We start from the raw sequence: 24,353 nt of genomic DNA on the forward strand, positions 1-24,353 counted from the left end.
CTCTTTTATTGGAAATGGAAAATCTAGCCGATGTTTGACGTTTGTTAGTGAACCCATGCAGACAGGTCTTCTGCATGGGTTTTATTGTATTGGGTTATAGAGCTTGTGCTGGCTCAGCAGGTTTAGCCGATTGACCTTTTTCGGAACCATCATTGGTAATGTGATCGTATTTCTCTGTGAGATGGTCTTGAATTTGTTGGTGATAGGCTCCGTTCAACTTGTAGAAGCGGAAATAGACCACCAATGCAATTGCAAAGAAGAACGCAGGTAAGCCAACCATGATGCATTGCATGCCAAAGACAGTGTCAGCACTTTGTTCTACGTTTGGCACGTAATCGACAGCAGTGAGCGCGATACCGATGAAGAATGCGGCGAATGCTGAACCTGCTTTTACCACTAATGTCTGCACTGAGTAGGCGATACTCTCACAGCGAGAGCCAAGCTTGTACTCACCGTAATCAACAGTGTCTGCCACCATGATGACATTCAGTACCCAGAACAAGGCAGTACCGATTTGGAGTAGGACACCAGCCGTTGAAATCAATAGAATGCTCTGTTTGTCGTACATGCCTACATAAATAAGTACCGCGCTACCTAAAATCGGGAAGCTAGAAGCACAAGCCCAAAGAACACGACGTGAGAACATTTGTGCTAATTTCGGGAACAGTACTAAGGTAATGAGGTTCGCAATCCCCGCATAAGCCATGTAATAAGGGAATAGAGCTTCGTTGCCGACCACGTAGGTAAAATAATAAACCGCGAACGCTGTAATGATGTTTGTTGCTAGATTGTAGGATAGTGCCATACATAGCACGCTCGTTAACTGATCATTTTTGTAGATGAGTTTAAGAAGCTGTTTTAACGATACTTTTTCTTCCTGCTGTGTTTCATCCAAATTAGCGGTCGAGTAGCGCTCTTTGACGTTACGAAGAGTGATGTAAGTTGAGACAAGGAAACAAGCGATTAAGAGTAACGTAAAGATTTGGAAGCCAAAACCTTTGTCATCACCACCTACATAGTTCACAAACGGCATAGCAATGGCAGCAGTGACTATCCATGCAAGACTTGCAAAGAATCGAGGATAAGGAACAAGCTCTTCGCGCTCACGTTTGTCTAAGGTTAGAGTTGGTACTAGAGACCAGAACGGGATGTCCATTAAGGTGTAAGTCATACCCCATAAAATGTAGGTGACAGCGGCATAAGCAATCAGCCAAGGGCCGTCAATATAGTGTGCACTGAACAGCATCAGAAGGACTACAGAGTTGGCAAGCGTGCCAATCAAAATCCAAGGCTTGAATTTACCCCAGCGACTACGGGTATTGTTAACGATCCAGCCCATTATCGGGTCGTTGACCGCATCCCAAATACGTGCAACGAGGAAGATGGTGCCCACCGCTGCAGCGGAAATGCCTACCACATCGGTGTAGTAGAACATTAAATACATATAGACGATGGTAATTGCGAAGTCCTTGCCAAATGCGCCGAAGCCATAGCTCAGCTTGGTATTCATTGAGATACTCATTTGTTACTCCTTACGCCTTCCCATAGAGAAGGCGTTAAATATTCACGTTATTGTTTTTATTGGTATTGATTTACTGATTTACCCACTCAGGCAGCCAGCCTTCATGAGCGTCGATGAGGTCATCAACCAGTGCATATATTTCCTCTAACCCAAGTACGGCAGCGGTATGAGGGTCAAGCATGGCAGCGTGGTAGATGCGCTCGCGGTTTTCGGTGAGAATCGCTTCAGTTAACAGTGTTTGAACATTAATGTTGGTTTGCATCAACGCGGCTAAATGATTTGGTAATCGACCCGCCTTGATTGGTTGAACACCGTTGGCGTCAACTAAGCAGGCGACTTCTACACAGCAACCCTGAGGTAAGTTGTCGAGCAATGCTTCGTTCTTGACGTTGCCGTAGATGACGCTTGGAGTTCCTGTCCAAATTGAGTTCATGATGGTACTGGCGTATTCATGTGACTCTTGAACCGTAATTTGGTCGGCGTTTTTGAATTCTTGAAGGTCTTTTTTCCAGTCTGCAATTTGTTCTACACAGCGTTTCGGATATTCATCTAGTGGCACTTTATAACGTTCTATCAAATCAGGGCGATTTGGTTTGATAAAATATGGCGTGTATTCAGAAAAATGTTCTGAAGATTCAGTGACAAAGTAGCCAAGCTTTTTGAACATTTCATAGCGTACGAGGTTGGTACAGCGTCCATTGTGGTGAAGACCCGGCTTAGGCGCTTTACCACTTTCAAAAGCTTCGAGTAGATCAGGGTAGATATCAACATAGTCGCCTTGCTCATTTTTCTTCTCTATTGTGAGGTAATAAGCCATGTGGTTGATACCTGCACAGGTGTAGCGAAGGTCAGCATAATTAAGCTCCAAATCACGAGCTATCTCTTCAGCCGTGCCTTGCACCGAATGGCAAAGACCCACCTGCTTAATATGCGGATACTTTTCATACATTGCCCAAGTGTTCATCGCCATTGGGTTGACGTAGTTAAGCATGGTGGCGTTTGGACAAACTTCTGTCATGTCTTCACACACACTCCATAGATGAGGAATGGTGCGCAGCGAGCGCATGATTCCACCAGGGCCTAAAGTATCAGCGATGGTTTGCTCTAAACCATGACGCTTACACACTTCAAAGTCTGTCACCGTACATGGCTCATAACCGCCAATTTGGAATGCGATAACCACAAAGTCAGCATCTTTGAGTGCTTCTTTTTGGTCTAGATGACAAGTGATGGTACCGGTCGCACCAGAGGACTCCATAAGTTTGCTCACGACAAGGTGAGATTCTTCTAAACGCAGTTCATCAATATCCATCAGCGCAATCTGCGCTTGTTTTAATGCGGGCTTGTGGAAAACGTCACCAAGGATGTTCTTAACAAAAATGGTGGAGCCAGCACCGATGAATGTGATTTTGGGGCTTTTCATAGTCGAATCCTTTATCTCTCAAAGTTCTGTTTCGATGAAGCTAAGGTACACCTGTGGCAAGAGTAGATTCGTCTCAGATATAACAATGAGTATCCTGTTTTCTCATATTTCTAATGAGCCAAATAAAAATCTTAGGAAATGGGACAATATTGTCATTTTTGCGGATAAAGATTGTGAAAATACTAGCGCATTTCATGTAACACACTGACTTTAATCACATAACTTGAATCTTACTTATTGGGGTAGTTTGGCTATATGATCCTGTTCAGAGTTTTAAATTGCACGATTTGCTAAAACAGGTTTGTACGATTTCCTAAGGAGTGATAGATGAAACAATATGACCCAGATGCGCTGAAAGTTGTCACCCAAGACAAATACTCATCAGAAACGGTATCGGTCAGTCCGCTGTCGCTCTATTCGTCGTATGAGAAAATTGATATTGAATTGAGACCGCCACATTCGATGCCGGGATACCATTGGCATGGCCAAATTGAAGTTAATATTCCGTTCGGTGATGATGTGGAGTACATCATTAACGGCAGCCCCATTGTTGTAAAAAGCGGTGCGATTGGATTGTTCTGGGCATCGGTGCCACATCGCTTGACTGACCCGGGTCACAGCCACAATATGGGAATCATAAATATACCTATCCATCACTTTATGTCTTGGACATTGAGCCGAGATCTCGTCAATCAAATCACTCACGGTAGCGTAATTCAATCCAACTCATGTTCGCTGATTAGTGAGTTTGAAATTGCCCGTTGGGCAGAAGAAATGAACCATCCATCGGAAAGCCGCCAGCAGCTTGCTGTGGATGAAATTGGCTTGATGTTAAAGCGGATTTGCCTTGATGGTTGGCAGCAATTACTTATTAATAAGCAGGACAAGTCAACACCAAAAGGGGTGTCTAAACACTCTCAGTTTTACGTCAGTCAGATGTTGGAATACATAGCAACTCATCACAATCAACCTCTGACGATCAAAGATATCGCTGAACACATTGGCTTGCACACTAACTACGCAATGAACGTGTTCCAACGCACAATGCAGATGACCATTAAGCAGTACATCACCGCCATGCGCATTAACCATGCCCGAGCCTTGCTTAGTGATACAGACCGAACCATATTAGATATCTCACTTACCGTCGGCTTTAACTCAAGTAGCCGCTTTTACGAGACATTCCAAACCTATATCGGAGTCACGCCCACACAATATCGCAAGCTGTCGAGAGAAGACCACCGTTGGAGCAGTCACGGTACTAGTCCATTATATGATCTTGAGAAAGGAGCCTGCGATGGGAAAAGACCGCTGACGGTATTGGGGAGCTAGTATGATAGCTTTTTCCATGTTTTAACAAGGGCGCGAAATAGCCTAATAAAGAGCATTCAATTGATTTGTACAATCTAAGTCTGCAGATTTCCCACACCTCATTTTTTGCAACCTATGCAACTCTTTCTATACTTAAACTCATGTTATCGGAAGGATAATACTCTATAAAACAATAAGGTAAGTCGCTTATGATGAGTTTAATTTTCTTATTGCTTTTGATCGCCATGGTTAGCGCGTTCATTGGTAAGAAAGAGGTGGGTTACGCATTTTTCGGAGTCTCAGTTGTGCTGGGTCTATATTGGTTTCATCACCATGCAACCGATACGTTATCGATCTTGTTATAGCGGAGGTGACTACTTATGAATCAGAAGCACATCACTATGCTGAATACTCTAGGATTACTTGGAATTACCTTTGTTTTGCTCATGGGATCAGTTTTACAGGTGGCGTGGAATGAACTGCCATGTCCACTTTGCTTATTGCAACGGATTGGTTTTGTAATGGTCATGTTTGGATTCCTGCTCAATATTGTGTATGGCACGGAGCAGCGTCACTATGGTGTCATTTTAGTGGGGGCTCTATTTGGTGCGGCGACAGCACTTAGGCAGGTTTCACTGCATGTGATTCCGGGAACCCCGGGTTTTGGTAGCCCGATTTTGGGAATGCACTATTACACGTGGGCTTTTGTGATTTTTGCTATGACTATCGCAGGGGTGGCATTGTTATTGGTACTTTGGAATAAAGACTGGAGTGATGAACACTACCAAATGAATATGTTTGGTCGAGTCGTCTGTATTTTGGCTATCGTGGCGGTTGCTACTAATGTGCTGTCGACCTTTATTGAATGTGGTCCGTATCAATGTCCGGATAATCCGGTTAGTTATTGGTTGCTCGATAGCTTCAGGTAGCTTCCAAATAAAAACGCTTGGCTAACACCAAGCGTTTTTCTAACGGTGAATTAGATATCTACTGAACTACTTCGCCAGCTTCAACGACGGTCTTGCGAACCACTTCCGTGAACGCTAATGCTTCCTTTCGAATCTTATCTTCATCTACGGTTAGCATGTCGCGGTCTTTCATTATGATTTTACCATCGACGATAGTGTGTTTAACGTTAGCGGAGTTCGCTGAGTAAACTAACGCCGAATAAGGGTTGTAAACCGGAACCATGTTTGGCGCTTTGGTATCAATGACGATGATATCTGCCAACTTGCCAGCCTCTAGTGAGCCAATTTTATCTTCCATGTGCAGTGCACGTGCGGCGCCCATGGTCGCCATGTCGATAACTTTGATTGGAGGCATCGCTGCTCGGTCTTTGTTGACTAGCTTGTGGACCTTAGCCACTTGATTGAACTCGTCAATAGTACTTAGTGTATTACCAGACATCGGGCCATCAGTACCTAAGCCAATACGTACGCCTTGATCATACATTTTTAGCGCCGGAGATACACCTTTCGCCGATTTGATATTTGCACTCATATTGTGTGCCACACCCATATCAGACTCTTTCACCAACTTGATATCTTCGTCATCGACCAAAATCATGTGAGCACCAACAAGGTTTTTATTGAGCGCGCCGATACTGTGCATATACTGAACGGGAGACATGCCATTGGAACGTTCTGCGATCTTCTCTTGTTCTCGATGAGATTCAGCAAGATGGATCATGACGGGCACGTCGTGCTCCAGCGATAGCTTAGCAATTTTCTGTAGTGTTTCTGTCGTATTGGTATATGGACCATGAGGGGCAAACGCTGGGGTAATACGAGGGTGGTCTTTATACTCTTCAATAAAGTTCAAAGCGTATTTGATGCCTTCATCAGCATTGGCAGCATCTGCCACTGGGAATTTAATCACGGTTTCGCCCAACACTGCACGCATACCGATTTCATCAACGGTTTTTGCCACTTCATCTTCAAAGTAGTACATATCAGCGTATGTGGTAACACCACCTTTCACCATTTCAACGTTACCAAGGTTTGCTCCGATACGAACCATATCACGAGACACCAATTTAGCTTCAAGCGGGAAAATGTAGCGGTGTAAGCGATCTGGCACATCATCGGCAAGAGAGCGGAACACGGTCATTGATACATGAGTATGGGTGTTGATTAGGCCGGGCATCACGATATCACCATCAACATCAAGTGTTTGTTTGGCTTTATATTGTTCAGCTAGCGCTTCGTCGCCTACGGCGACAATCTTGTTGTCATCGATAACCACAGTGCCGTTTTGGTACACGGTCTTCTCTTGGTTCATTGTAAGCACGAGAGCGTCGGTGATCATCAGATCGACTTTTTGGGCAGCATGTGAAAAAGTACTTAAGCCAGCGATCGTCGTGGCGAGTAACGTTTGCTTGATATTCATAGTAGCTCTTAATTATTGTTTTTAATTAGCGCGAATAATAGTGAGTTCTAGATGAATTGCAAACGTTTGCTGGAGTGAGGTTGCGCAGGGTGAGCGACTTGGGCTAATAGTCTCACTTTTCGAGAATCGTATGGCCGTTGTCGACAAGTCCGTGAGTGATATGTACGTGACCTTGATTGGAAATGACGATGGCTTCAACGTGCTGTTGTTGATTCAAGTAAGCTAATGCGTCGTCAACCGAAGTCAGGAAACCTGCCGTGCTCCAAATTTCACCATCGACAGACAACTTGGAAATAATCGTTACGCTCGCGATATCAGTCACGATTGGCTTGCCGCTCTGTGCATCGAGTAAATGATGATATCGTACACCTTTGTGTTCAAAGAAGCGTTCATTGATGCCAGATGTGACGACGGACTTGTCGTTAAGCGGTACGATTCGGCAAACTTGGCCCCTTGGGCGAAATGGGTCCTGAATTCCAACCGTCCATGCTTTTGCTTTGCTATCTGGTGCATGCCCTATGGTTAAGACGTTCCCTCCCAAGCTGATATAGCCGGACTCTACCTCTTTGCTAATTAAATACTGCTTTATCCTGTCAGCGAAATAGCCTTTGGCGATAGCGCCTAAATCAATCTGCATACCTACTTTGGTTAAGAATACCGTTTGGTAGATGTCATCAAACACAATATGTGAGGGGTTCACAAGTTCAAGCTTTGATGCAAGCTCAGAATCGGAGGGTAGGGTCGCGTCCTTAAAACCAATACGCCATGTTTTGATTAACGGCCCAATGGCGATGTTAAAAGGATTGGCGTTATCAAGGCTCACTGCGGTGGCAGTTTTCAACAGTTCGTATAAATCAGCTTTGACACGCACCGGGCGTATACCTGCATTGTGATTGACGTTCATCAGCTCCGAATGAGACTGATTCACGGTAAAGCGCTGGGCGAATTCTTGGAGTTGGAGATAACAGTCCTTTAGCAACTGCCCGCCATTGTGATGATGAATAACAAGATCAATGAAGGTCCCCATCATTTGAAAGCGAGTTTTATAGCTAGGCATAATGTGTCTCCGAACAGGAATAAAAATAGGGAAGCCAGAGGCTTCCCTATTGTTTACGAGTTTCTCATAGAAACGTTTTGACCTGCGATTCGGCCGTAAGTGAATATATCAATTAAGGCGTTACCGCCGAGGCGGTTACCAGCGTGAATGCCACCCGTTACTTCACCTGCGGCATATAGCCCAGGAATTGGCGCTCCCTGTTTATTTAACACACGAGCGTCAGTGTCGATCTTGAGACCGCCCATCGTATGGTGTACAGATGGTTTTCTAGGCGTCGCGTAGAAAGGCGCCTGCTCGACCTTAAGACCAAGTGCACCTTTTTGGAACTCTGGGTCACGTCCATTATCAACGTAGGAGTTATACAAGCGAATGGTTTCGCTAAGTTCGGCAGTCGGAACATTGATCTTCTGTGCTAGCTCTTCAATTGTGTCAGCTTTAATGATAATACCTTCTTCAATTTCTCGTTCGATAGTCTCGTCGGTTGTGTTTGCCGCTGTTTTACGAATCTCTTCATCCGCAATCATGTAAATCACACCGCCATTATCGAAGAATGAGTTAGACAGCACATCACGGCTTTCACATTCGTTGACAAAGCGCTTGCCCTGTTGATTAACAAAGACAAAGTTTTCTGGTGGAACAATCAAGCCTGTAAGCAATGCACCTGACTTAGGGTCGCCAATTGGCATCAGCTGGATATACTCCATACCGACTAATTCTGCTCCAGCGTTTTCACCAATGGCAATACCATCACCCACAAGCGCTGGAGAGTTAGTTGTCTTGATGTCATCGGCGATTTCGTTCCAGTAGTTATTGTACTTCTGAAGCATTTTAGTGTTGGCACCAAATCCGCCAGATGCCATTACTACACCTTGCTTCGTGGTTAGTTTGTATTTCGTGCCGTTTGAATGAGTGGCATTAATACCCACGACTTGACCGTTCTCAATAATCAGATCGTCTGCACGTGTATCAGTGATAATACGACCACCTTGAGCGACAATGTGCTTTTGCAGTTTTTCAACAAACTCAACACCTTTAGGGCGATTTGGTTTGTGGGCGCGACGCCATAGCGCACCAACCGCAATGTCGACCATACCACGGTTAAAATCGATGCCTTTCTCTGTTAGCCAGTTGATCGATTCCATCGCTCGGCTAGTCAGTGTATGTACAAGATCGTATTGGCCGTAGATTGATTCACCATCTAAGTTAGTGCGTTTGCCGCCAAGATAAGTCTGAATCAAGTGCAGTTCTGTTGAGTCGAACAGATAGTGGTTACCAGCGTCTACATCTAAGAAATAGTTTGCTAACTGATCTTTCAACATGCGGAAGTCCGCGAGATATTCTGGCGCAATCTCAGACTCTGGTGTGTCAGCAAGTGCTTTTAGATAGTCTGCTTCCCCGGCAAGAGCTGGGAATGCTTTTTGCCATTTTGGCTCTGCAGCGTTAACCCAACCACCAGTACGAACTGTGTTACCACCGATCGCTGGGAACTTCTCAAGTACTATCACTGATTGATGATTATCTAATGCGGTAAGCGCTGCGCTCAAACCTGCGCCACCACCACCGACTACCACCACATCTACGGTGTCTTCGATGACTTCTGTTGACCACTCAACTGCTTCGCGTGCTTTACAACGTAGTGCCTCTGAATTACCCCCTGCGAGATCCACGGCATTGGACACACCATCAAGAACAGCTTGGCTACTGACAGTAGCGCCGGAGATAACATCGATATTCAGTGTTTGACCATCGAGTATTTGCTGAGGAATACGTTCAAAAGCCGGGTTGGCGATACCGTCTGACTCTTTTGAGGAATCCACGGCGATATCAAGAATTCTATCTTCAGAGAAACTGACCGTGACTGGAAGTTGACCGTTATGGCCATAACCATACGCTGTGTATTCGCCGGGTTCGAACTTGATCTCGACGCTTTGAAGCTCTTTGATACGTTGGTGTTTTAATGCTTCGGCTGCGCTGTCGATGATCATGTAATCCATGATCTCCCACAATGGTGTTGGGATCATTAATGCTTGTTGTTGAGCGATATCAGCAAATTCAGCGCAGACTTCGTCATTGATTGCTTTCTTTGCCCATGTTGGTTCGACAAGGAAACCTTTACCAATACTAACCATGTCATAACCATACTCAAGCGCAGTATCCGCATCTTGACGCTGAGCAATGCCACCGACACCGATAACTGGGACTTTAGCAACATCTTCAGACTTCAACGCATGGAATTTGCGGATAAGCGGTTCTTTGTCTTCTGGATTAACAATAGAGTTTCGAGCGTAGTTACCCATTGAAAAATGGAAGTAATCAAGGCCGCTTTGAGCGAGTTTATCAAGAAGGAACATGGTCTCTTCAAAATGGATTCCCGGCTCTTCAATCTCTTCAGGAGAAAAACGGTAGCCAATAATGAACCCAGGCATTTGGTGAGATGTGGCTACCTGCTTCGCCTTCTCTAAAATAGCGAGCGGGAATGTGGTGCGTTTCTCAATATCACCACCCCACTTATCAGTGCGTCGGTTGGAATGTGGAGAGAAGAATTGTTGGATAAGGTAAGTGTTGGCGCCATGGATTTCAACGCCATCAAAGCCGGCAAGAATGGCACGATTAACTGCGTCACCAAAATGGTCGATCATGCCAACAATTTGCTCTTCGGTCATCTCGAGTGGGGTCTCTGCGTTATCGCGCAGAGCGGCAACAGGACTGGCAGAGATCGGTTGGTGGCCGCCATTGAATTCACCATTTGCCATGCGTCCAGCATGATAAATTTGTAAAATAGCCTTCGAACCTTTAGCTTTAATTGCCGTTGCCAATTTTTCGAGGCCAGCAATTTTACTGTCGTGGTTGATACCTAGAGCCCCAGGGAATGCACGGCCGTAATTTTCGACAAATGCGCTTTCCACGATAATAGCCCCTGCATCTCCAGAACGAGAGGCATAGTAATCCACCATTTCTTGAGTCACTCCACCATCAAAAAATGCAGATTGAATGGTCATTGGTGCCATGACAATGCGGTTTTTAAGCGTGGCCTTGGACAGCCCAAGCGTTATCTCTTCGATTAACTTTGTCATTAGTTAATATTCCTCATACTGATTAATTCTTATATGAAAAACTCCTCAAGAGCCGAATGCATTGCTCAAAGTATTTTTCATATAAGAAAAACATCATCAGATGACTTTCCCTCAAAAATACTATGGATAATTTTTATGAGTAAAATGAAAGGTTTGCATTCAATATATGTTTATTGTGCATATGTTTAAGAATTGTTTATGTATTAGATGCATTAAATGTATTTGTTACGACAAGCGCTGGCTCTGTTTTTGGTAGGGGCGGATAACTATATAAATCTTTTAATAACAATGGTTTATTTTTATTCATTAGTTAAGCTGACCGAGTCTAACAACGTAATAGCCCTATTTTCACCGCAGTTTGAACAGGTAATGCTTTCAGCTTTGTGATAGAGACAAAGAGCAGCTGGTGACATTAATGTAACTTTTTAAGCTTTGGATATTGGTGCTTAGCTGAAAATAAGATTCCACTACCGGGCATCATTCGTCAGACGAGTTAATGGTGTTGAGGGCGGTAGTTAACAGAGAAAGATAGTGACAAGAAACGTCGAATTGCTCAGTGAAGTACGTAACTGAATACGTCGATCGCGGTTGAATAAGGGTAATGGTCAGGATGAATTGAAGATTACCCTTAAAGCGTATTAGTGTGGAAGTTGCTCGCTTTTACTCTTCATCAACAAATATTGCTCAACGGCAGTGACTGTCTCTGCACGGTTGATGTGTCTTGCTATGAAGTAGGGTGGAATAAAGAAAGCGATGAGGTAGAACGATTCGTGGAAGAAGTCAGAGGCGAGAATCGTTTCGTGGTTTACGTATGCAAACAATGCAAGTAGGCAAAGTAAAACGCACAATCCTGCAAGCACAGTGCAGACGATTAATAGTAATCCCAGAAAATCCCTTACAAACATTTTTGAAGCTGTCATGTTTTTCACTCCTGAAATATGAACGTTCCTAAAATACTCCTAATGATGCATATATTTTTGAGCGAGGTCATATTTTGTGCAAATGAAGGGTTTTGACGGGTTAATATATGATTAAAAAGAAGAAAAGCAGGATTGATGTAGGAATTTGGTGACAAAAAAGCCCGCACAAAAGGCGGGCCTGAGCGTTATGGCATTGTTGGATAATCGGTATAACCTTTGTCATTGCCACCAAACAGAGTAGCGCCATCGAGTTCCGCTAGTGGTTTGTCGTGTTGTAAGCGAGAGACCAAGTCTGGGTTAGACACAAACGGGCGACCAAAGGCGACGATATCGGCGTAGTTTTTAGCTAGCACGGCCTCTGCATTTTGCTGAGTGTAACCGCCGGCAACAATGATGCAGTTGTCGAAACGTTTGCGAAGCTCGATACGAAATGCTTCAGGAATTTCAGGCGCGTCATCCCAATCCGCTTCAGATAAATGTAAGTAAGCGATATCACGTTGTTGTAATTCTGTCGCTGCTTCAAGAATGGTCGGTACGATGTCTGGGCAATTCATATCTTTAAAAGTTATAAATGGTGCTAATCGGACGCCGACTTTGTGAGCACCTATCGCGCTGACAACCGCATCCACAACCTCAAGTAAGAAACGAATACGATTCTCGCGTGTACCGCCATACTCATCGGTACGTTTATTGGAGTTGGTGCGAAGGAACTGGTCGATAAGGTAGCCATTGCCACCGTGAATTTCGACACCATCAAACCCGGCTTCTACAGCACGCTTTGCAGCGGTGGCAAAATCGTTAACCACACGCTGAATGTCGTCTTTGGTCATTTCGCGTGGCTCGACACAATCTATCATGTTGCCATTGCCGTTTTCGTCTGCAATCCATACTTGAGTTTCTACTGGTGCTAGAGCAGAGGGGGCCATTGGCTTTTCACCGTTTTGGAACGTTGGATGGGATACTCGGCCCACATGCCAAAGTTGGCAGAACATTTTTGAGCCTTCACTGTGCACAGCTTGCGTCACTTTGCTCCAGCCGGCCACCTGTTCATCGGTATAAACACCTGGAGTAAAAGAGTAACCTTGAGAGTCATCGGAAATCTGCGTCGCTTCGGAAATGATCAATCCAGCGGTGGCTCTTTGTTGGTAGTAGGTGGCCATCATATCATTAGGAATATTGCCTGGCTGATTAGTGCGTGCTCGAGTCATTGGTGCCATCGCGATACGATTTTGAAGTCCTAGACCTTTGATCTCTGTTTGCTCAAATAACTTGCTCATGTTGAATGTCCTGAGTGGCTGATGTTTATTGTCTGCTCATTGTATTCATTTAATTAAATTTGATAATTGGCTTTATTTTGAATTTAGTATTCATTAATTTCGAATAGTTAAGTCATTAGTCAAATGATAATTACTTGCATTCGCATTTGGTTTGAATTTTAATAGGCAACTATCGCTTTAAAAAGGCTCACCCAATGGAAATTCAACAGTGCTGGTCTCGTTTTGTAAATGCAGAGAAATTACTAAAACAAGGCAGTTGGCCTGAGGCAAAACACTTGTTTTCACAAGTGTTAGATAGCTTACCTTCGCATGTCTATCATGCACTTGAATGCAAACAAACTCGCCCATGTCAGTTCGTTTTCTTGGTGACAGGATTACGAGACGCTTCTATCTATCAATCAAGTATCCTCAATAGTATTGGTGAGCCACAGCAAGCGTTTGAGACACTCAATCGCTGTTATGCATTACTGCAATTTTTGTCACTAGAGCAAACTCAACTTATCAAGATCGTTTATGCGGCGATTGAAGAGAGTACGGATCTTGTGCTCAGCCATATGGAAGCCTTCTGCGCTTCTCAACACAGTGCTGAGTGGACTCAAAAATTCAATGAGCTTAGCCGATCGCATCATAGTATTGCGGTCTTGAATCCACACACCAACCCGACACCAAACTCACATTACTAATTCGAATGAGCAAGGAAGCATTATGTCTCAAGACCCTATTCTAACTGTCCGCGATCTTTCCGTAAGCTTTACCACCAATGACGGTATTGTTGATGCAGTGAAACAAGTCAACTTCGATCTTTTTGCGGGTGAAACATTAGCTATTGTGGGTGAATCAGGAAGCGGTAAATCTGTATCAACCAACGCGCTGATGCAGATTTTGCCTAACAATGCGATTATTCACGCGGATTCAAACATCGCATTTAACGGCCACTCGCTACTGAAAATGGATGATAAGGCGATGCAAAAGATTCGTGGTGACCGTATCGGAATGATCTTCCAAGAACCAATGACCTCACTTAACCCTTATATGAAGGTGGGCATTCAAGTCGCTGAAGCATTGATGTGCCATAGAAAGGTGAGTGGTCAACAAGCAAAGAAACGCGTTTTGGAGCTGTTTGATTTGGTGCATTTGCCAGAACCAGAAACGGCTTACTTTAAGTACCCTCACGAGTTTTCTGGTGGCCAGCTGCAACGCATTATGATTTCTATGGCCTTGATTAATGAGCCTGACATTTTGATCGCTGATGAACCAACCACTGCACTCGATGTAACGGTTCAAGCTGAAGTACTTAATCTCATCAAAGAAATCCAAGCCAAGCTTGGAACAGCGATTCTGTTTATTACTCATGACTTGGGTGTGGTCAAACACTTGGCAGACCGAGTGATAGTGATGTGTAAGGGGGATATTGTCGAACAAGGCGAATGCCAAGCGCTGTTTTCATCACCCCAGCACGATTACACCAAGATGCTACTCGATTCTGTACCTAAGGGACAAAAAGAGGAAGTAGAAGAAACCGCCCCTACTTTGCTAGAAGCTGACGATATTCGAGTGAAATTCTTGATTAAATCGAGCTTTATACAACATCGTAATCAGTATTTTGAAGCGGTTAAAGGGATTTCGTTGCAGCTCAAGCAGGGTGAAACCTTGGGTATTGTAGGGGAGTCAGGGTCGGGTAAATCGACTTTAGGACGTGCACTGATCGGGTTGCTACCATGCACTGGGACTGTGAAGTTCAAAGGTCAAGAAGTGGACAAACTGACTGCTAAAGCTCGATTTGCCCTTAAAAAAGACATTCAAATGGTGTTTCAAGATCCCTATGGGTCGCTCTCGCCACGAATGACCGTAGGCGACATCATTACAGAAGGCCTTACGGTTCATCATCCCAATTTGTCAAAAGCCGAACGCATGCAGCGTGCACGGACTGCCTTAGAAGAAGTTAGGCTTGACCCTCACAGTATCAACCGTTATCCCCATGAGTTTTCAGGCGGGCAGCGACAACGTATTGCTATTGCCCGAGCACTCATTCTTGAGCCATCATTTATCTTGCTTGATGAACCTACTTCTGCATTGGATCGCTCGGTACAGCTTACCGTTATAGACCTTCTTAAAGACATTCAGAAGAAACATAACATCGGTTTCTTGTTCATCAGCCATGATTTGAGCGTGGTTAAAGCGCTATCTGACCGCGTTCTGGTAATGCAAAAGGGTGAGATTATGGAGCAAGGCACCACTGATGAAATCTTCTATCATCCAAAGAGCAATTATACCCAGAAGTTGATTGATGCCTCGTTCGAATTAGACCCTGAAGAGGCTTAGTCACCCTGTCTATTGGTAGGTAAGTGTTGGCTTACCTATCATTACTGTTCTAGCTTGTTATCAAATTGGAGTTCATTTTATCGGTTGCTCTCTCTTTAATGATATTGAGAGTCATTTACTATTATTAAATAGACAAATGAGAACCTGAAAGATATCCCTCTCCATCAGGTTGCCTCAATTAAGGAAACATCACTATGACTGAACAAATTTCTCAATGGTTAGCACGCGATCCTGATCCAATTACTAAACACGAATTGCAGCAGCTGGTGGACTCGAACGATGAAAGAGAGTTGAAAGATCGATTCAGCTCTCGCCTTGCATTCGGTACCGCTGGCTTACGCGGTAAAGTGGGGGCTGGACCAAATCGTATGAATCGTTTAGTCATTCAAGAAACTGCGACTGGGTTAGGTCATTATCTTCTCGAACAAGTTTGCGAGGCTTCATCGCGAGGTGTAGTGATTGGTTATGATGGCCGCCCTGATTCCAAGCAGTTTGCGCACGATACCGCGTCCGTTCTAACAGCTCTTGGTATCAAGGTGTATCTGACCTATAAAGTTGCAGCAACGCCTATCGTTGCCTTTGGTGTTCGTGAATTGAGTGCAGCTGCAGCCGTTGTGGTGACGGCGAGTCATAATCCACCAGAATACAATGGATTTAAAGTCTATTGGGAAAACGGGGCGCAGATTATTCCTCCACATGACTCTGGTATTGCGGCACAGATTGACGATGCTACGACTCAACCTCTAACGTTGTTACCCTTAGACCAAGCGAAACAACAGGGGTTATTGATTTGGTTAGAAGAGGATTACTATCAAACCTATCGTAAAGCCATAAACCAAAGTGAACTTCTAACACCGGATAGCAATACGGATATTTCCATTGTTTATACTGCGATGCATGGTGTCGGTGCTGACATGGCAGAAACACTGTTAGCAGACGCAGGCTTTAACCAAGTGGCGAGTGTAACTGAGCAGCGAGAACCGGACGGTACGTTCCCAACCGTTAACTTCCCAAATCCAGAAGAAGCTGGAGCAATGGATATGGTGATGGCGCTCGGCAAGTCTGTCGGTGCAGATATTGCCTGTGCCAACGATCCAGATGCTGATCGTTTTGCAGTTGCAGTTAAACGTCCTGATGGTGAGTACCAAATGCTGACGGGAGATCAAGTAGGGTCACTATTTGGTGATTACTTGTTGGCTGGTCAACCTAATGCGCTGGTGGGGAATACCATAGTTTCGTCGCGCCTACTAAGAAGCATTGCCAAGGCGCATGGTGCTAAGTATTACCAAACATTGACGGGATTTAAATGGCTAACCAACGTCGCAATGACTCAAGAGAGCGTGGACCATCCCTTCCTGTTCGCTTATGAAGAGGCATTAGGGTATACGGTTGGCAATAAAGTGTGGGATAAAGATGGGCTCTCTGCACTTGTGGCGTTTTCACAGTTAACCGGTAAGCTCAAAACGCAAGGAAAAACGCTGTGGGATAAACTTGAAGAGCTTTATCGCCAACATGGTTTCTACTTTAATGCCCAGCGCAGTATTGCGTTAGATCCTAAGTCGCCACCTATTGGCGAGAAGCTTCGTCGCAACCCACCGACAGAGATTGCAGGCAAGCGCATTGAAGTGATTGAAGACCTAAATACATCCGTTCGACAATTCGCAGACGGAACGACAGAAACCATCGATTTACCCGCAAGTGATGTGCTGATTTATTTGCTTGAGGATCAATCGCGAGTCATTGTGCGTCCATCTGGCACTGAGCCTAAGCTTAAATGCTACTATGAGGTCATCAGCGATTTTCCACCAGAGATGGACTACGCTCAAGCGAATCAATCGGCTGAAGCCAAAATGTTAGCATTAATTGAAGCGCATCAACGGAGTCTATAACTCAGAAAAAATGCAGTAGAAGAGAGCGGCATGTCAGCCGCTCTTTTGTGTTTTTGACCTATCTAAACCTAGTCTTTTTCATGTTCCTATTGATATGTTATAACATATCAATTATTCCTAACTTACCTTTACACACTTAGTAGGCAATCGGCCCTAGTTTAGGAATGTTATTAATTTTAATTGGAGGTATTAGATAAATGGATAAACTCAAGCAGGTCCTGATTGTGGCTGGGACCCATGGCAATGAACTTTCTGGGATTTATCTACATAAGTTAATTAAAGAAGGTCTTTATGCCGTTGATCGCTCGACGTTTTCTGCCTCTTCCATCATTGCTAACCCTGAGGCTCAAAAACAGAACATTAGATATATTGATTCTGACTTAAATCGTGAATTCTCCGCATCTAATAAGGTTGAGAGTTCGAATTCGCACGAATCGAAAGTCGCCAATCAGTTTATTGAACATCACGCAAACACAAGTGATCAACTGATCATTGATCTGCATAACACCACAAGTAATATGGGGGCGACCTTGATTCTACTTGCGGATAGCCCGTTTTATCGAATGATGGGCGCGTATGTGAAGCAACGTCTACCTAAGGCAAATATCTTATTTGAAAGTAGGAAATCTTGGAGTGATCAGCCCTATCTTTGCACTGCTAGCGAATATGGCGTCATGATAGAGGTCGGGAGTCAAGCTCATAGCTCGCTAAAATACAGTACGTTGGAGCTTATGAAAGCGATGTGTTCTGTGGTTTTGGATTACGTGGAAAAGCATAACCTGAAGCAGCTTGATGAGCTGAATGATTATGACGCTTTTTACTATACCGAAGAGGTCAAAGCACCAGTCGGAAACGACGGTATGCGTGAAGCGGTCGTACATCCCACTTTATGTGGGCGAGATTTTGAAGTTCTAAGGAAGGGAGAGCCTTTGTTGGCCACTCTCAGTGGTCATGATGTTTATTGGGAGAGCGACAATGAGGTGTACCCGCACTTTATAAATGAGAGCGCCTACAGTGACTCGAATATCGTGATGGCTTTGGCTGAGAAACACAAGGTTTCAGTTCGATAGGACGAGCTTCTACTTAATATAGCGACTATTGTAATGACCATAAACCCGCTGAGATATGTTCTGGATAGGCAATACAGGTGGCATATCATAGTAAACAAGCTCTAAATAGTTTCTATTTAGAGCTTTCCAGGTCAGCTCGACAACACAGGGGACATTCCGTAATCCTGCCCGCCCATGAAAAGTAAGCCAATGATCATCAGTATAACGCCACCAACAAGCTTGAGATAACTGCCAGTTAGCTTCCAGTTAACGGAGTGCTCACTGTTTGCCACCACTAGATACCGTTTAAGTATATGTTTGCCAGACAGAGTCATTAGTGCAATCAGTGACGTTGTTAAAGCCGTTCCTAGTCCCATCAGAATCGCACTGATTACCCCCATCCAATATAGACCAACAACGTTTGCGAAAAGCAGGACCATAATGGCGCCACTGCAGGGTCTAACACCTATGGATGCAACAATGCCTAAGTATTCTTTCCATGTTGAAGCTTCGTTGATCATCTGTGCACTAACAACATGCTGATGCCCACACCCGCAGTTATCGCCATGGGAATGGTGATGTTGAATACCTGTTGCTTTGGCCACTATAGGTGAGGGCTTGATAGCGTAGGTGGCAGGATTTACCTCAAGCTTTGTTTTCTGTTTCGTGTTTAGAGAAGAGAGTGGAGCTAGACTACGGATCTTGAGGTTGTGAGAACGCAAGAGCTTAAAAATCTGCGCTGCGGCCTTCCAGCAAATAATGCCTCCCAATAAAGCAACGAGCGCAAAGCTAATTGAAACAAAAATCATGGCATCACGGTTGACGGCCTGCATTGAGGCATTGAAACCCCAAATGAGGACGCTCACGAGTACAATAGCAACGAGTGCCTGACACAACGCAGAAATAACGGTTAAAACTAAGCTAGTTTTAACTTTGGTTGGGTGGGTCGCCAGATAAGTGGTCACGATGACTTTTCCGTGACCTGGACCAATGGAATGGAGCATTCCATAAAGAAAACTGGCGCCAATCAAGTAGCCACCAGCGATCAAAGGTTGTGTTTGAGCATCGTATAGCAAATCGGCAAGTTGTGCGTTCACCTCACGCTGCCATTGAATGCTCATCACGACCAGTGACGGCCATGCTTGCCATAACAGATATAAGCTTACAACCAGTAGTATAGAGACGACTATAGCTACAAAGATACGTCGATAATGTAAGTGTGCTTCTTTGGTGTGGTTGAGTGTTACATTGTTCTTGTTTTGCTTCATAACGTTTGATTCAATTTGCTTTGAGTTTGTCATTGCGAGTCGAAAACATTGGCACAATGGATACTTGCAGTTTGTGTAAAGAGGTGACCCAATGTGTTATCCGGATCCGCGTCAGCAGGGAGAGACATGGCATAACTCATTTGCTCTGAAGTCGGGTTTGGCTCAATGATGTTGACCTGACATTGGCGGGCTAGCTCTGGTGACAGGACGACATCATTAGTGGATCGCCAAGCCATATCAACATAATAACTCGGCTCATATATTAATAGCTTTAATGAATCGCGAGTAACGGGCAGCGGTTTGGTAAAGGGAATCTCAAAGCTGAGCACCAATTTTGCTTTATCACGGGTCATCTTTGCATTGCGTGCTAGCCCATACTTTACTGTTTTTTCACCATCGTAAAAGTGAGTGAAGTAATGTTCATCTTTCATATTGTTGAGGACTGACATCGACAAATTATGCAACGTTTCCTGCTCTTTATCGGGAGAAACATCTTCTCCATCAAGCATATAGATAGAGGTTATTGCGTCGAAAGACCACTCCATACTTAAGCTTGTGATGATACCGTCTTGGCCATTGATATGTGTTTTCATTTCAATCCAAGAGTGAGGATGAGCCGCAGCAGCGTTAACGAATAACGCTGCGACTAAACCTACCAATAAATACTTGCTCTTTTGGCGGGCTCTATTTTTTAGTTCATAAATCGTCAAAGATGATTACTCCTGCAAACAGCTTAAGAGCTGTTCTTCAAACGTATCATCAATAGTATCTGAAATTAGTTCGATTCGGCTTTCAAAATAATCGTCGAGGACGACTTCTGTTAAACCATCTGACGTTAAGTTGTAACCGAATATTCCATCTTCGGTAATAAATACTGCTTTCATGCGCTCAACGTCTAATTCAACCAATAATAAAATGAGTTTCTGTCGGTTAAATACTTTATCGGGACTAAAACGCCACCCCACGCTTTGAAAGCCTTCCCCCTCATTTTCTGCTTTAAGAAAACCACTCTCTGGGAGGTCTTGCTCAGACACTAGCGGCTTGCTTTGGGAATGATGGTGGTGGTGATGAGGTGGGTGTTGATGAATGCTTGTCTCCCCTTCAAACTCCGATAGGGGGATGGCACCGTGTTCGGCAAAGACCACCTTTGTATTTGGTCGGCCTACTTTCGCTACGTAGGTTGTCAATTTTTCAGAATCGCCTTGCTGGTAGAGATCGAACTTGTTACCCACGATAGTGTCAGCTATCGATATTTGCTGGTTGAAAGTGTCATGTTGAGTATAGCGAGAGTCGGACAAACGACGAGCATCGACAAGCGTGACTGTTTTTTGTAATGAAAGCACTTGGCGATAGTGTTCGGTAGAAAGGACTTCTAACACCTCTTTAGGGTGACCAAGTCCAGTGGGTTCTATCAAAAGACGATCGGGTCTTGCTTCCGACAATAACTGGTTTAATGCAATTTGCATGGGTAACCCGGCTGCGCAGCACATACATCCCCCCGGGACTTCACGAATGAAGACTTGTTGTTTATCTTTGTGTTGGCCTTGTACCAGACTACCGTCGATACCAATTTCTCCGAACTCGTTAACTAATATGGCCCAACGCTCATTTTCGGGCTTATCCTTCATCAGACTAAGAATTGCCGATGTTTTTCCAACACCGAGAAAACCAGTAATGATGTTAGTTGGAACGCCAGTTATAGGCTGATTGTCAGAGTTCATTAGCGATTCTCCTATAGCCTTGAACTAGCGTATGGTTAGCTGAAACCACCGACTCGGAAAAGGCTGAATATTCAGGTGGTACTTTAGAAATGCTGTTTAAATCAAAATCTGCACCGATATTGGTCATAGGTGGGACATGAAAGTGTTGAGGGAGGTTAAGGCCATCAATCACACAGTTATGACGTACCACGCATCCTTCCCCTATGACAGCATTAAACACAACGGAATTGAAGCCGATAAAAACATCGTTGCCGACCTCACACGGCCCGTGAACAATAGAGCGGTGCGCAATTGAGGTTCGCTCACCGACGATTACTGAAGCCCCAGCTTTGGAATGAATTACGACACCATCTTGAATATTGGTGTCTCTTTTGATGACTATCGCTTCCATATCGCCTTGTTCGTTGGTTTCATCAGCACGGATAACGGCATAAGGACCAATAAAAACATTGTCTTCGATAATAACTTTGCCGCAGATAATTGCAGTGGGATCGATGAAAGCCGTTTCAGAGACTTGCGGCATATGACCATTGGGGTTTCTTCTTAGCATAGTGTTTTTTGTTCAATAGTAAGTGAAAATTGCGCTGTAACGCATGATTAAAAGTCGTATGAGCTATTTATTGAACACCAATCTCATTGCTCCTACGGGTTGCTCAACCACTTTTTGATTGGTATAGACGAGATTACCATTTACCCAAGTCTTGTTGATTTGCGCAGAGAAAGAGTGTCCATTAAATGGCGACCAGCCACAGTGGTACAGGCTATTGTCGTTAGTAACGAGGGTCGTCGTATCTGGGTCGATGAGAACCAAATCGGCATAGTAACCTTCGCGAACGAATCCGCGCTGCTGAACACCATAACGGACCGCGGGGTTATGGGCCGTTTTCTCAACCAGTTGCGTCATAGTCATATGACCCTGATGCACTTGATCGAGTAAGCTGAGTAGGGCGTGCTGAACCAAAGGCAGTCCAGCTGGGGCTTCCTCGTACGGCACATGTTTTTCTGCCCAAGTGTGCGGTGCATGATCGGTAGCGATAATATCGATTTTTCCTGTATTCAGAGCTTGAAGCAGGGCATCACGGTCATTTGGGTATTTGATAGCAGGATTACATTTAATTTGATTACCAAGGCGCTCATAGTCTTTGTTGCTAAACCAAAGGTGATGAACACACGCTTCGGCGGTGATATGTTTTTTATTAATTGAACCAGACTCAAACAAAGACAGTTCTTTTGCGGTAGTGATATGCAGGACGTGCAACTGACTTTGATACTTCTTTGCCAGTTCGACGGCGTAGGATGAGGAAGCAAAACACGCTTCTTCATCGCGGAGTATAGGGTGATCGTCGATGGTCAATGTTGACTTGTCTTGTGCTAATTTCTGTAGGTTTTGCTTTATTACAGCACCGCTCTCACAGTGAGTGACGATGAGCACTGGTGAGTCGCGAAAAATAGCCTCTAATGTGGCTGGATCTTCAACTAATAGATTGCCAGTTGAAGCACCCATAAAGACCTTCACGCCACAGTGTTTCTGAGGATCAAGCTGCTTTATCTGCTCAAGATTGTCTTCGGTGGCACCCAAGTAAAATGAGTAGTTGGCGAAAGAGCTTTGCTCCGCAATACTAAATTTGTGCTCTAATGCTTCAATGGTTGTTGTGGCTGGATTGACATTTGGCATCTCCATATAGCTGGTGATGCCACCCGCTACGGCCGCTCGGGATTCACTTGCAATAGTCCCTTTATGGGTAAGACCTGGTTCGCGAAAGTGGACTTGATCATCAATCATCCCTGGAATGATGTAGCCACCTTGGGCATCGACAATGGTGTCACCTGGTTTACTGCTAATGTTGGATGCAATCATCTCGATTCGCTGACCAACAATTCTAATATCCGTCTCAATGATGCTTCCTTCATTGACTAAGCGAGCGTTCTTGATAAGCGTGGCAGACATGGGAATTAGGGACTCCTTTGGGTGAAATAGGCTATTAAATGGTGGTGATTAGTCGTTTCTCGCACATTCGTCGCACACGCCGCTGATCTCAAATTGTGGACTTAGCACGGTAAAGCCTTCCTTTTTGGCGTGTGACTGGAGGCCGGATACCACATTAGGATCAATGATTTGTTCACTGATCTTGTTGCATTGAGAACAGATAAGGAACTGAGGAACGCCGTGCTCATGTTCGCAAAGAATGTGAGAGCAAAAGATGTATTTGTTAGAAACATTGAGCTTATGAGCAAAGTGCTCGCTCTCAAGAAACTCCAAAATACGATAGACCGACATGGCTTGAATATTCTGGTCAAAATGCGTCTTACAATAATCAACTAAGTCATAGGCAGATAACGCTTTATCAGCATGGACTAGTGCTTTTAGGACTAATTTACGTTTAGATGTCAGTTGTTTACCGCGAATCTTACAGCGCTTTTCGGCATGCTCAATGATATCGTTAATGTCACCCATAATCGCTATACCATATCTAATGTGAGTAACAGCCTTCGTTCATTTGGCAGAACCTCAGGTGAGCGATGAACCAGCCCCAACGCTTCGTTACCTTCCCATCCACTGCCTTTTAACAATGCAACGTCACCAGAAGACAGCTGATTGATACTAGCCTCATTAGGATAAATACCAGACAAATGATCGGGCTTACCATGACTTCCTGCACCGAGTTTACGGCGGTCAACATCGTTATTACTTAGCCATTGGGTCGCACTGCCAAGATAAGTCGTCACGAGTCGACAGGGGACATGATCGACATGAAATTTAGGACACATGGGTTTATCTAAACGAGTCAGACGCAAGCCCGCCTCCTTTAAATCGAATAGACAACAGAACATATCAACGATAAGCGCAATGTCTTCGCCTAAAGCCTCTGCGCAATCATGACTAGCCAGCTTCTCCTTTACCCAATGTGCTGTGTTGCTGGGTGTGACAGTTTGCACTAGCGCTAAAGATGTCTGCTCTTGAAGCAGCAACTCTATACTTTGTGTCATTTCTGTTGAGAGTGAGCGATGCCAAACCGCGATGTTGTGTTCTGGCTGATAAATTCCCGTCAGAGCGCTAGGTTGTAGGCTCAGTGGCAGTGGAGGGGATATTCCCAGATCTGTGGCTGTATTGGTTAAGTAGTTATGCATAAG

General features: G+C 44.5%; 21 protein-coding genes. 7 read left to right on the top strand and 14 right to left on the bottom strand.

The window, feature by feature from the left end; genetic code table 11:
• Window positions 1-94: 94 nt before the first annotated feature.
• On the bottom strand, window positions 95-1,522 hold the full coding sequence (gene melB / locus L2W36_RS11205) for a melibiose:sodium transporter MelB (protein WP_236110057.1): 1,428 nt from the start codon (window positions 1,520-1,522) through the stop codon (window positions 95-97).
• A 70-nt stretch (window positions 1,523-1,592) separates the two neighbouring features.
• Window positions 1,593-2,945, bottom strand: coding sequence for an alpha-glucosidase/alpha-galactosidase (locus L2W36_RS11210; protein WP_236110058.1), 1,353 nt, complete (start codon window positions 2,943-2,945; stop codon window positions 1,593-1,595).
• Window positions 2,946-3,272: 327 nt separating this feature from the next.
• On the opposite strand from L2W36_RS11210, the gene melR reads away from it, so the two are divergent.
• From melR to L2W36_RS11225, 3 genes are all read left to right on the top strand, one after another.
• Entirely contained in the window at window positions 3,273-4,277 is a 1,005-nt protein-coding gene (gene melR, locus L2W36_RS11215) for a transcriptional regulator MelR (RefSeq protein WP_038226208.1), read from the top strand.
• 188 nt (window positions 4,278-4,465) lie between these two features.
• A complete protein-coding gene (locus L2W36_RS11220) occupies window positions 4,466-4,621 on the top strand; it encodes a DUF5993 family protein (protein WP_006069256.1) in 156 nt (51 codons plus the stop codon).
• Between the two features lie 15 nt (window positions 4,622-4,636).
• Window positions 4,637-5,185 carry a disulfide bond formation protein B gene (locus L2W36_RS11225; protein ID WP_236110059.1) on the top strand — a complete coding sequence of 183 codons (549 nt, stop codon included), beginning with the start codon at window positions 4,637-4,639 and terminating at the stop codon, window positions 5,183-5,185.
• Between the two features lie 58 nt (window positions 5,186-5,243).
• On the opposite strand, the gene L2W36_RS11230 is transcribed toward L2W36_RS11225, so the two are convergent.
• From L2W36_RS11230 to L2W36_RS11250, 5 genes are all read right to left on the bottom strand, one after another.
• Window positions 5,244-6,644 carry an amidohydrolase gene (locus L2W36_RS11230; protein WP_236110060.1) on the bottom strand — a complete coding sequence of 467 codons (1,401 nt, stop codon included), beginning with the start codon at window positions 6,642-6,644 and terminating at the stop codon, window positions 5,244-5,246.
• Between the two features lie 112 nt (window positions 6,645-6,756).
• Entirely contained in the window at window positions 6,757-7,701 is a 945-nt protein-coding gene (locus tag L2W36_RS11235; RefSeq protein WP_107306000.1) for an FAD:protein FMN transferase, read from the bottom strand.
• Between the two features lie 53 nt (window positions 7,702-7,754).
• Window positions 7,755-10,775 (bottom strand): NADH-dependent flavin oxidoreductase, encoded by a 3,021-nt coding sequence (locus L2W36_RS11240; RefSeq protein WP_236110061.1) that lies wholly within the window; start codon window positions 10,773-10,775, stop codon window positions 7,755-7,757.
• 638 nt (window positions 10,776-11,413) lie between these two features.
• Entirely contained in the window at window positions 11,414-11,695 is a 282-nt protein-coding gene (locus L2W36_RS11245; protein WP_038226228.1) for a hypothetical protein, read from the bottom strand.
• A gap of 185 nt (window positions 11,696-11,880) precedes the next feature.
• Window positions 11,881-12,972: an alkene reductase gene (locus L2W36_RS11250; protein ID WP_236110062.1), complete on the bottom strand. Its 1,092-nt coding sequence runs from the start codon at window positions 12,970-12,972 to the stop codon at window positions 11,881-11,883.
• A gap of 194 nt (window positions 12,973-13,166) precedes the next feature.
• On the opposite strand from L2W36_RS11250, the gene L2W36_RS11255 reads away from it, so the two are divergent.
• From L2W36_RS11255 to L2W36_RS11270, 4 genes are all read left to right on the top strand, one after another.
• The gene (locus L2W36_RS11255) at window positions 13,167-13,655 is read left to right on the top strand and encodes a hypothetical protein (RefSeq protein WP_038226232.1); all 489 of its coding nucleotides are present in this window, start codon (window positions 13,167-13,169) and stop codon (window positions 13,653-13,655) included.
• A 22-nt stretch (window positions 13,656-13,677) separates the two neighbouring features.
• The gene (locus tag L2W36_RS11260; RefSeq protein ID WP_236110063.1) at window positions 13,678-15,294 is read left to right on the top strand and encodes an ABC transporter ATP-binding protein; all 1,617 of its coding nucleotides are present in this window, start codon (window positions 13,678-13,680) and stop codon (window positions 15,292-15,294) included.
• A 194-nt stretch (window positions 15,295-15,488) separates the two neighbouring features.
• Complete coding sequence (locus L2W36_RS11265) at window positions 15,489-17,183, top strand: phospho-sugar mutase (RefSeq protein WP_236110064.1); 1,695 nt, start codon at window positions 15,489-15,491, stop codon at window positions 17,181-17,183.
• Window positions 17,184-17,380: 197 nt separating this feature from the next.
• A complete protein-coding gene (locus L2W36_RS11270) occupies window positions 17,381-18,253 on the top strand; it encodes an aspartoacylase (protein ID WP_236110065.1) in 873 nt (290 codons plus the stop codon).
• A gap of 131 nt (window positions 18,254-18,384) precedes the next feature.
• Here the strand turns inward: L2W36_RS11270 and L2W36_RS11275 are convergent, their stop codons facing one another.
• The 7 genes from L2W36_RS11275 to L2W36_RS11305 form a co-directional block, all read right to left on the bottom strand.
• A complete protein-coding gene (locus L2W36_RS11275) occupies window positions 18,385-19,533 on the bottom strand; it encodes a nickel/cobalt transporter (protein ID WP_236110066.1) in 1,149 nt (382 codons plus the stop codon).
• Window positions 19,530-20,204 carry a DUF1007 family protein gene (locus L2W36_RS11280; RefSeq protein WP_443088392.1) on the bottom strand — a complete coding sequence of 225 codons (675 nt, stop codon included), beginning with the start codon at window positions 20,202-20,204 and terminating at the stop codon, window positions 19,530-19,532. The genes L2W36_RS11275 and L2W36_RS11280 overlap by 4 nt, the downstream gene beginning before the upstream one ends.
• A 12-nt stretch (window positions 20,205-20,216) precedes the next feature.
• Complete coding sequence (locus tag L2W36_RS11285) at window positions 20,217-21,221, bottom strand: CobW family GTP-binding protein (protein WP_006069243.1); 1,005 nt, start codon at window positions 21,219-21,221, stop codon at window positions 20,217-20,219.
• Entirely contained in the window at window positions 21,211-21,771 is a 561-nt protein-coding gene (locus L2W36_RS11290) for a carbonate dehydratase (protein ID WP_236110067.1), read from the bottom strand. Before L2W36_RS11290 ends, L2W36_RS11285 begins: the two co-directional genes overlap by 11 nt.
• Before the next feature lie 63 nt (window positions 21,772-21,834).
• The gene (locus tag L2W36_RS11295) at window positions 21,835-23,169 is read right to left on the bottom strand and encodes a dihydroorotase (RefSeq protein WP_236110068.1); all 1,335 of its coding nucleotides are present in this window, start codon (window positions 23,167-23,169) and stop codon (window positions 21,835-21,837) included.
• A gap of 48 nt (window positions 23,170-23,217) precedes the next feature.
• Window positions 23,218-23,676: a Fur family transcriptional regulator gene (locus L2W36_RS11300; RefSeq protein ID WP_031493159.1), complete on the bottom strand. Its 459-nt coding sequence runs from the start codon at window positions 23,674-23,676 to the stop codon at window positions 23,218-23,220.
• 5 nt (window positions 23,677-23,681) lie between these two features.
• Window positions 23,682-24,350: a DUF1826 domain-containing protein gene (locus L2W36_RS11305; RefSeq protein ID WP_107305993.1), complete on the bottom strand. Its 669-nt coding sequence runs from the start codon at window positions 24,348-24,350 to the stop codon at window positions 23,682-23,684.
• Window positions 24,351-24,353: the final 3 nt, after the last annotated feature.

The sequence above is a fragment of the Vibrio sp. McD22-P3 genome, assembly GCF_021568915.1.
GTDB classification, from domain to species: Bacteria; Pseudomonadota; Gammaproteobacteria; order Enterobacterales; family Vibrionaceae; genus Vibrio; species Vibrio mediterranei.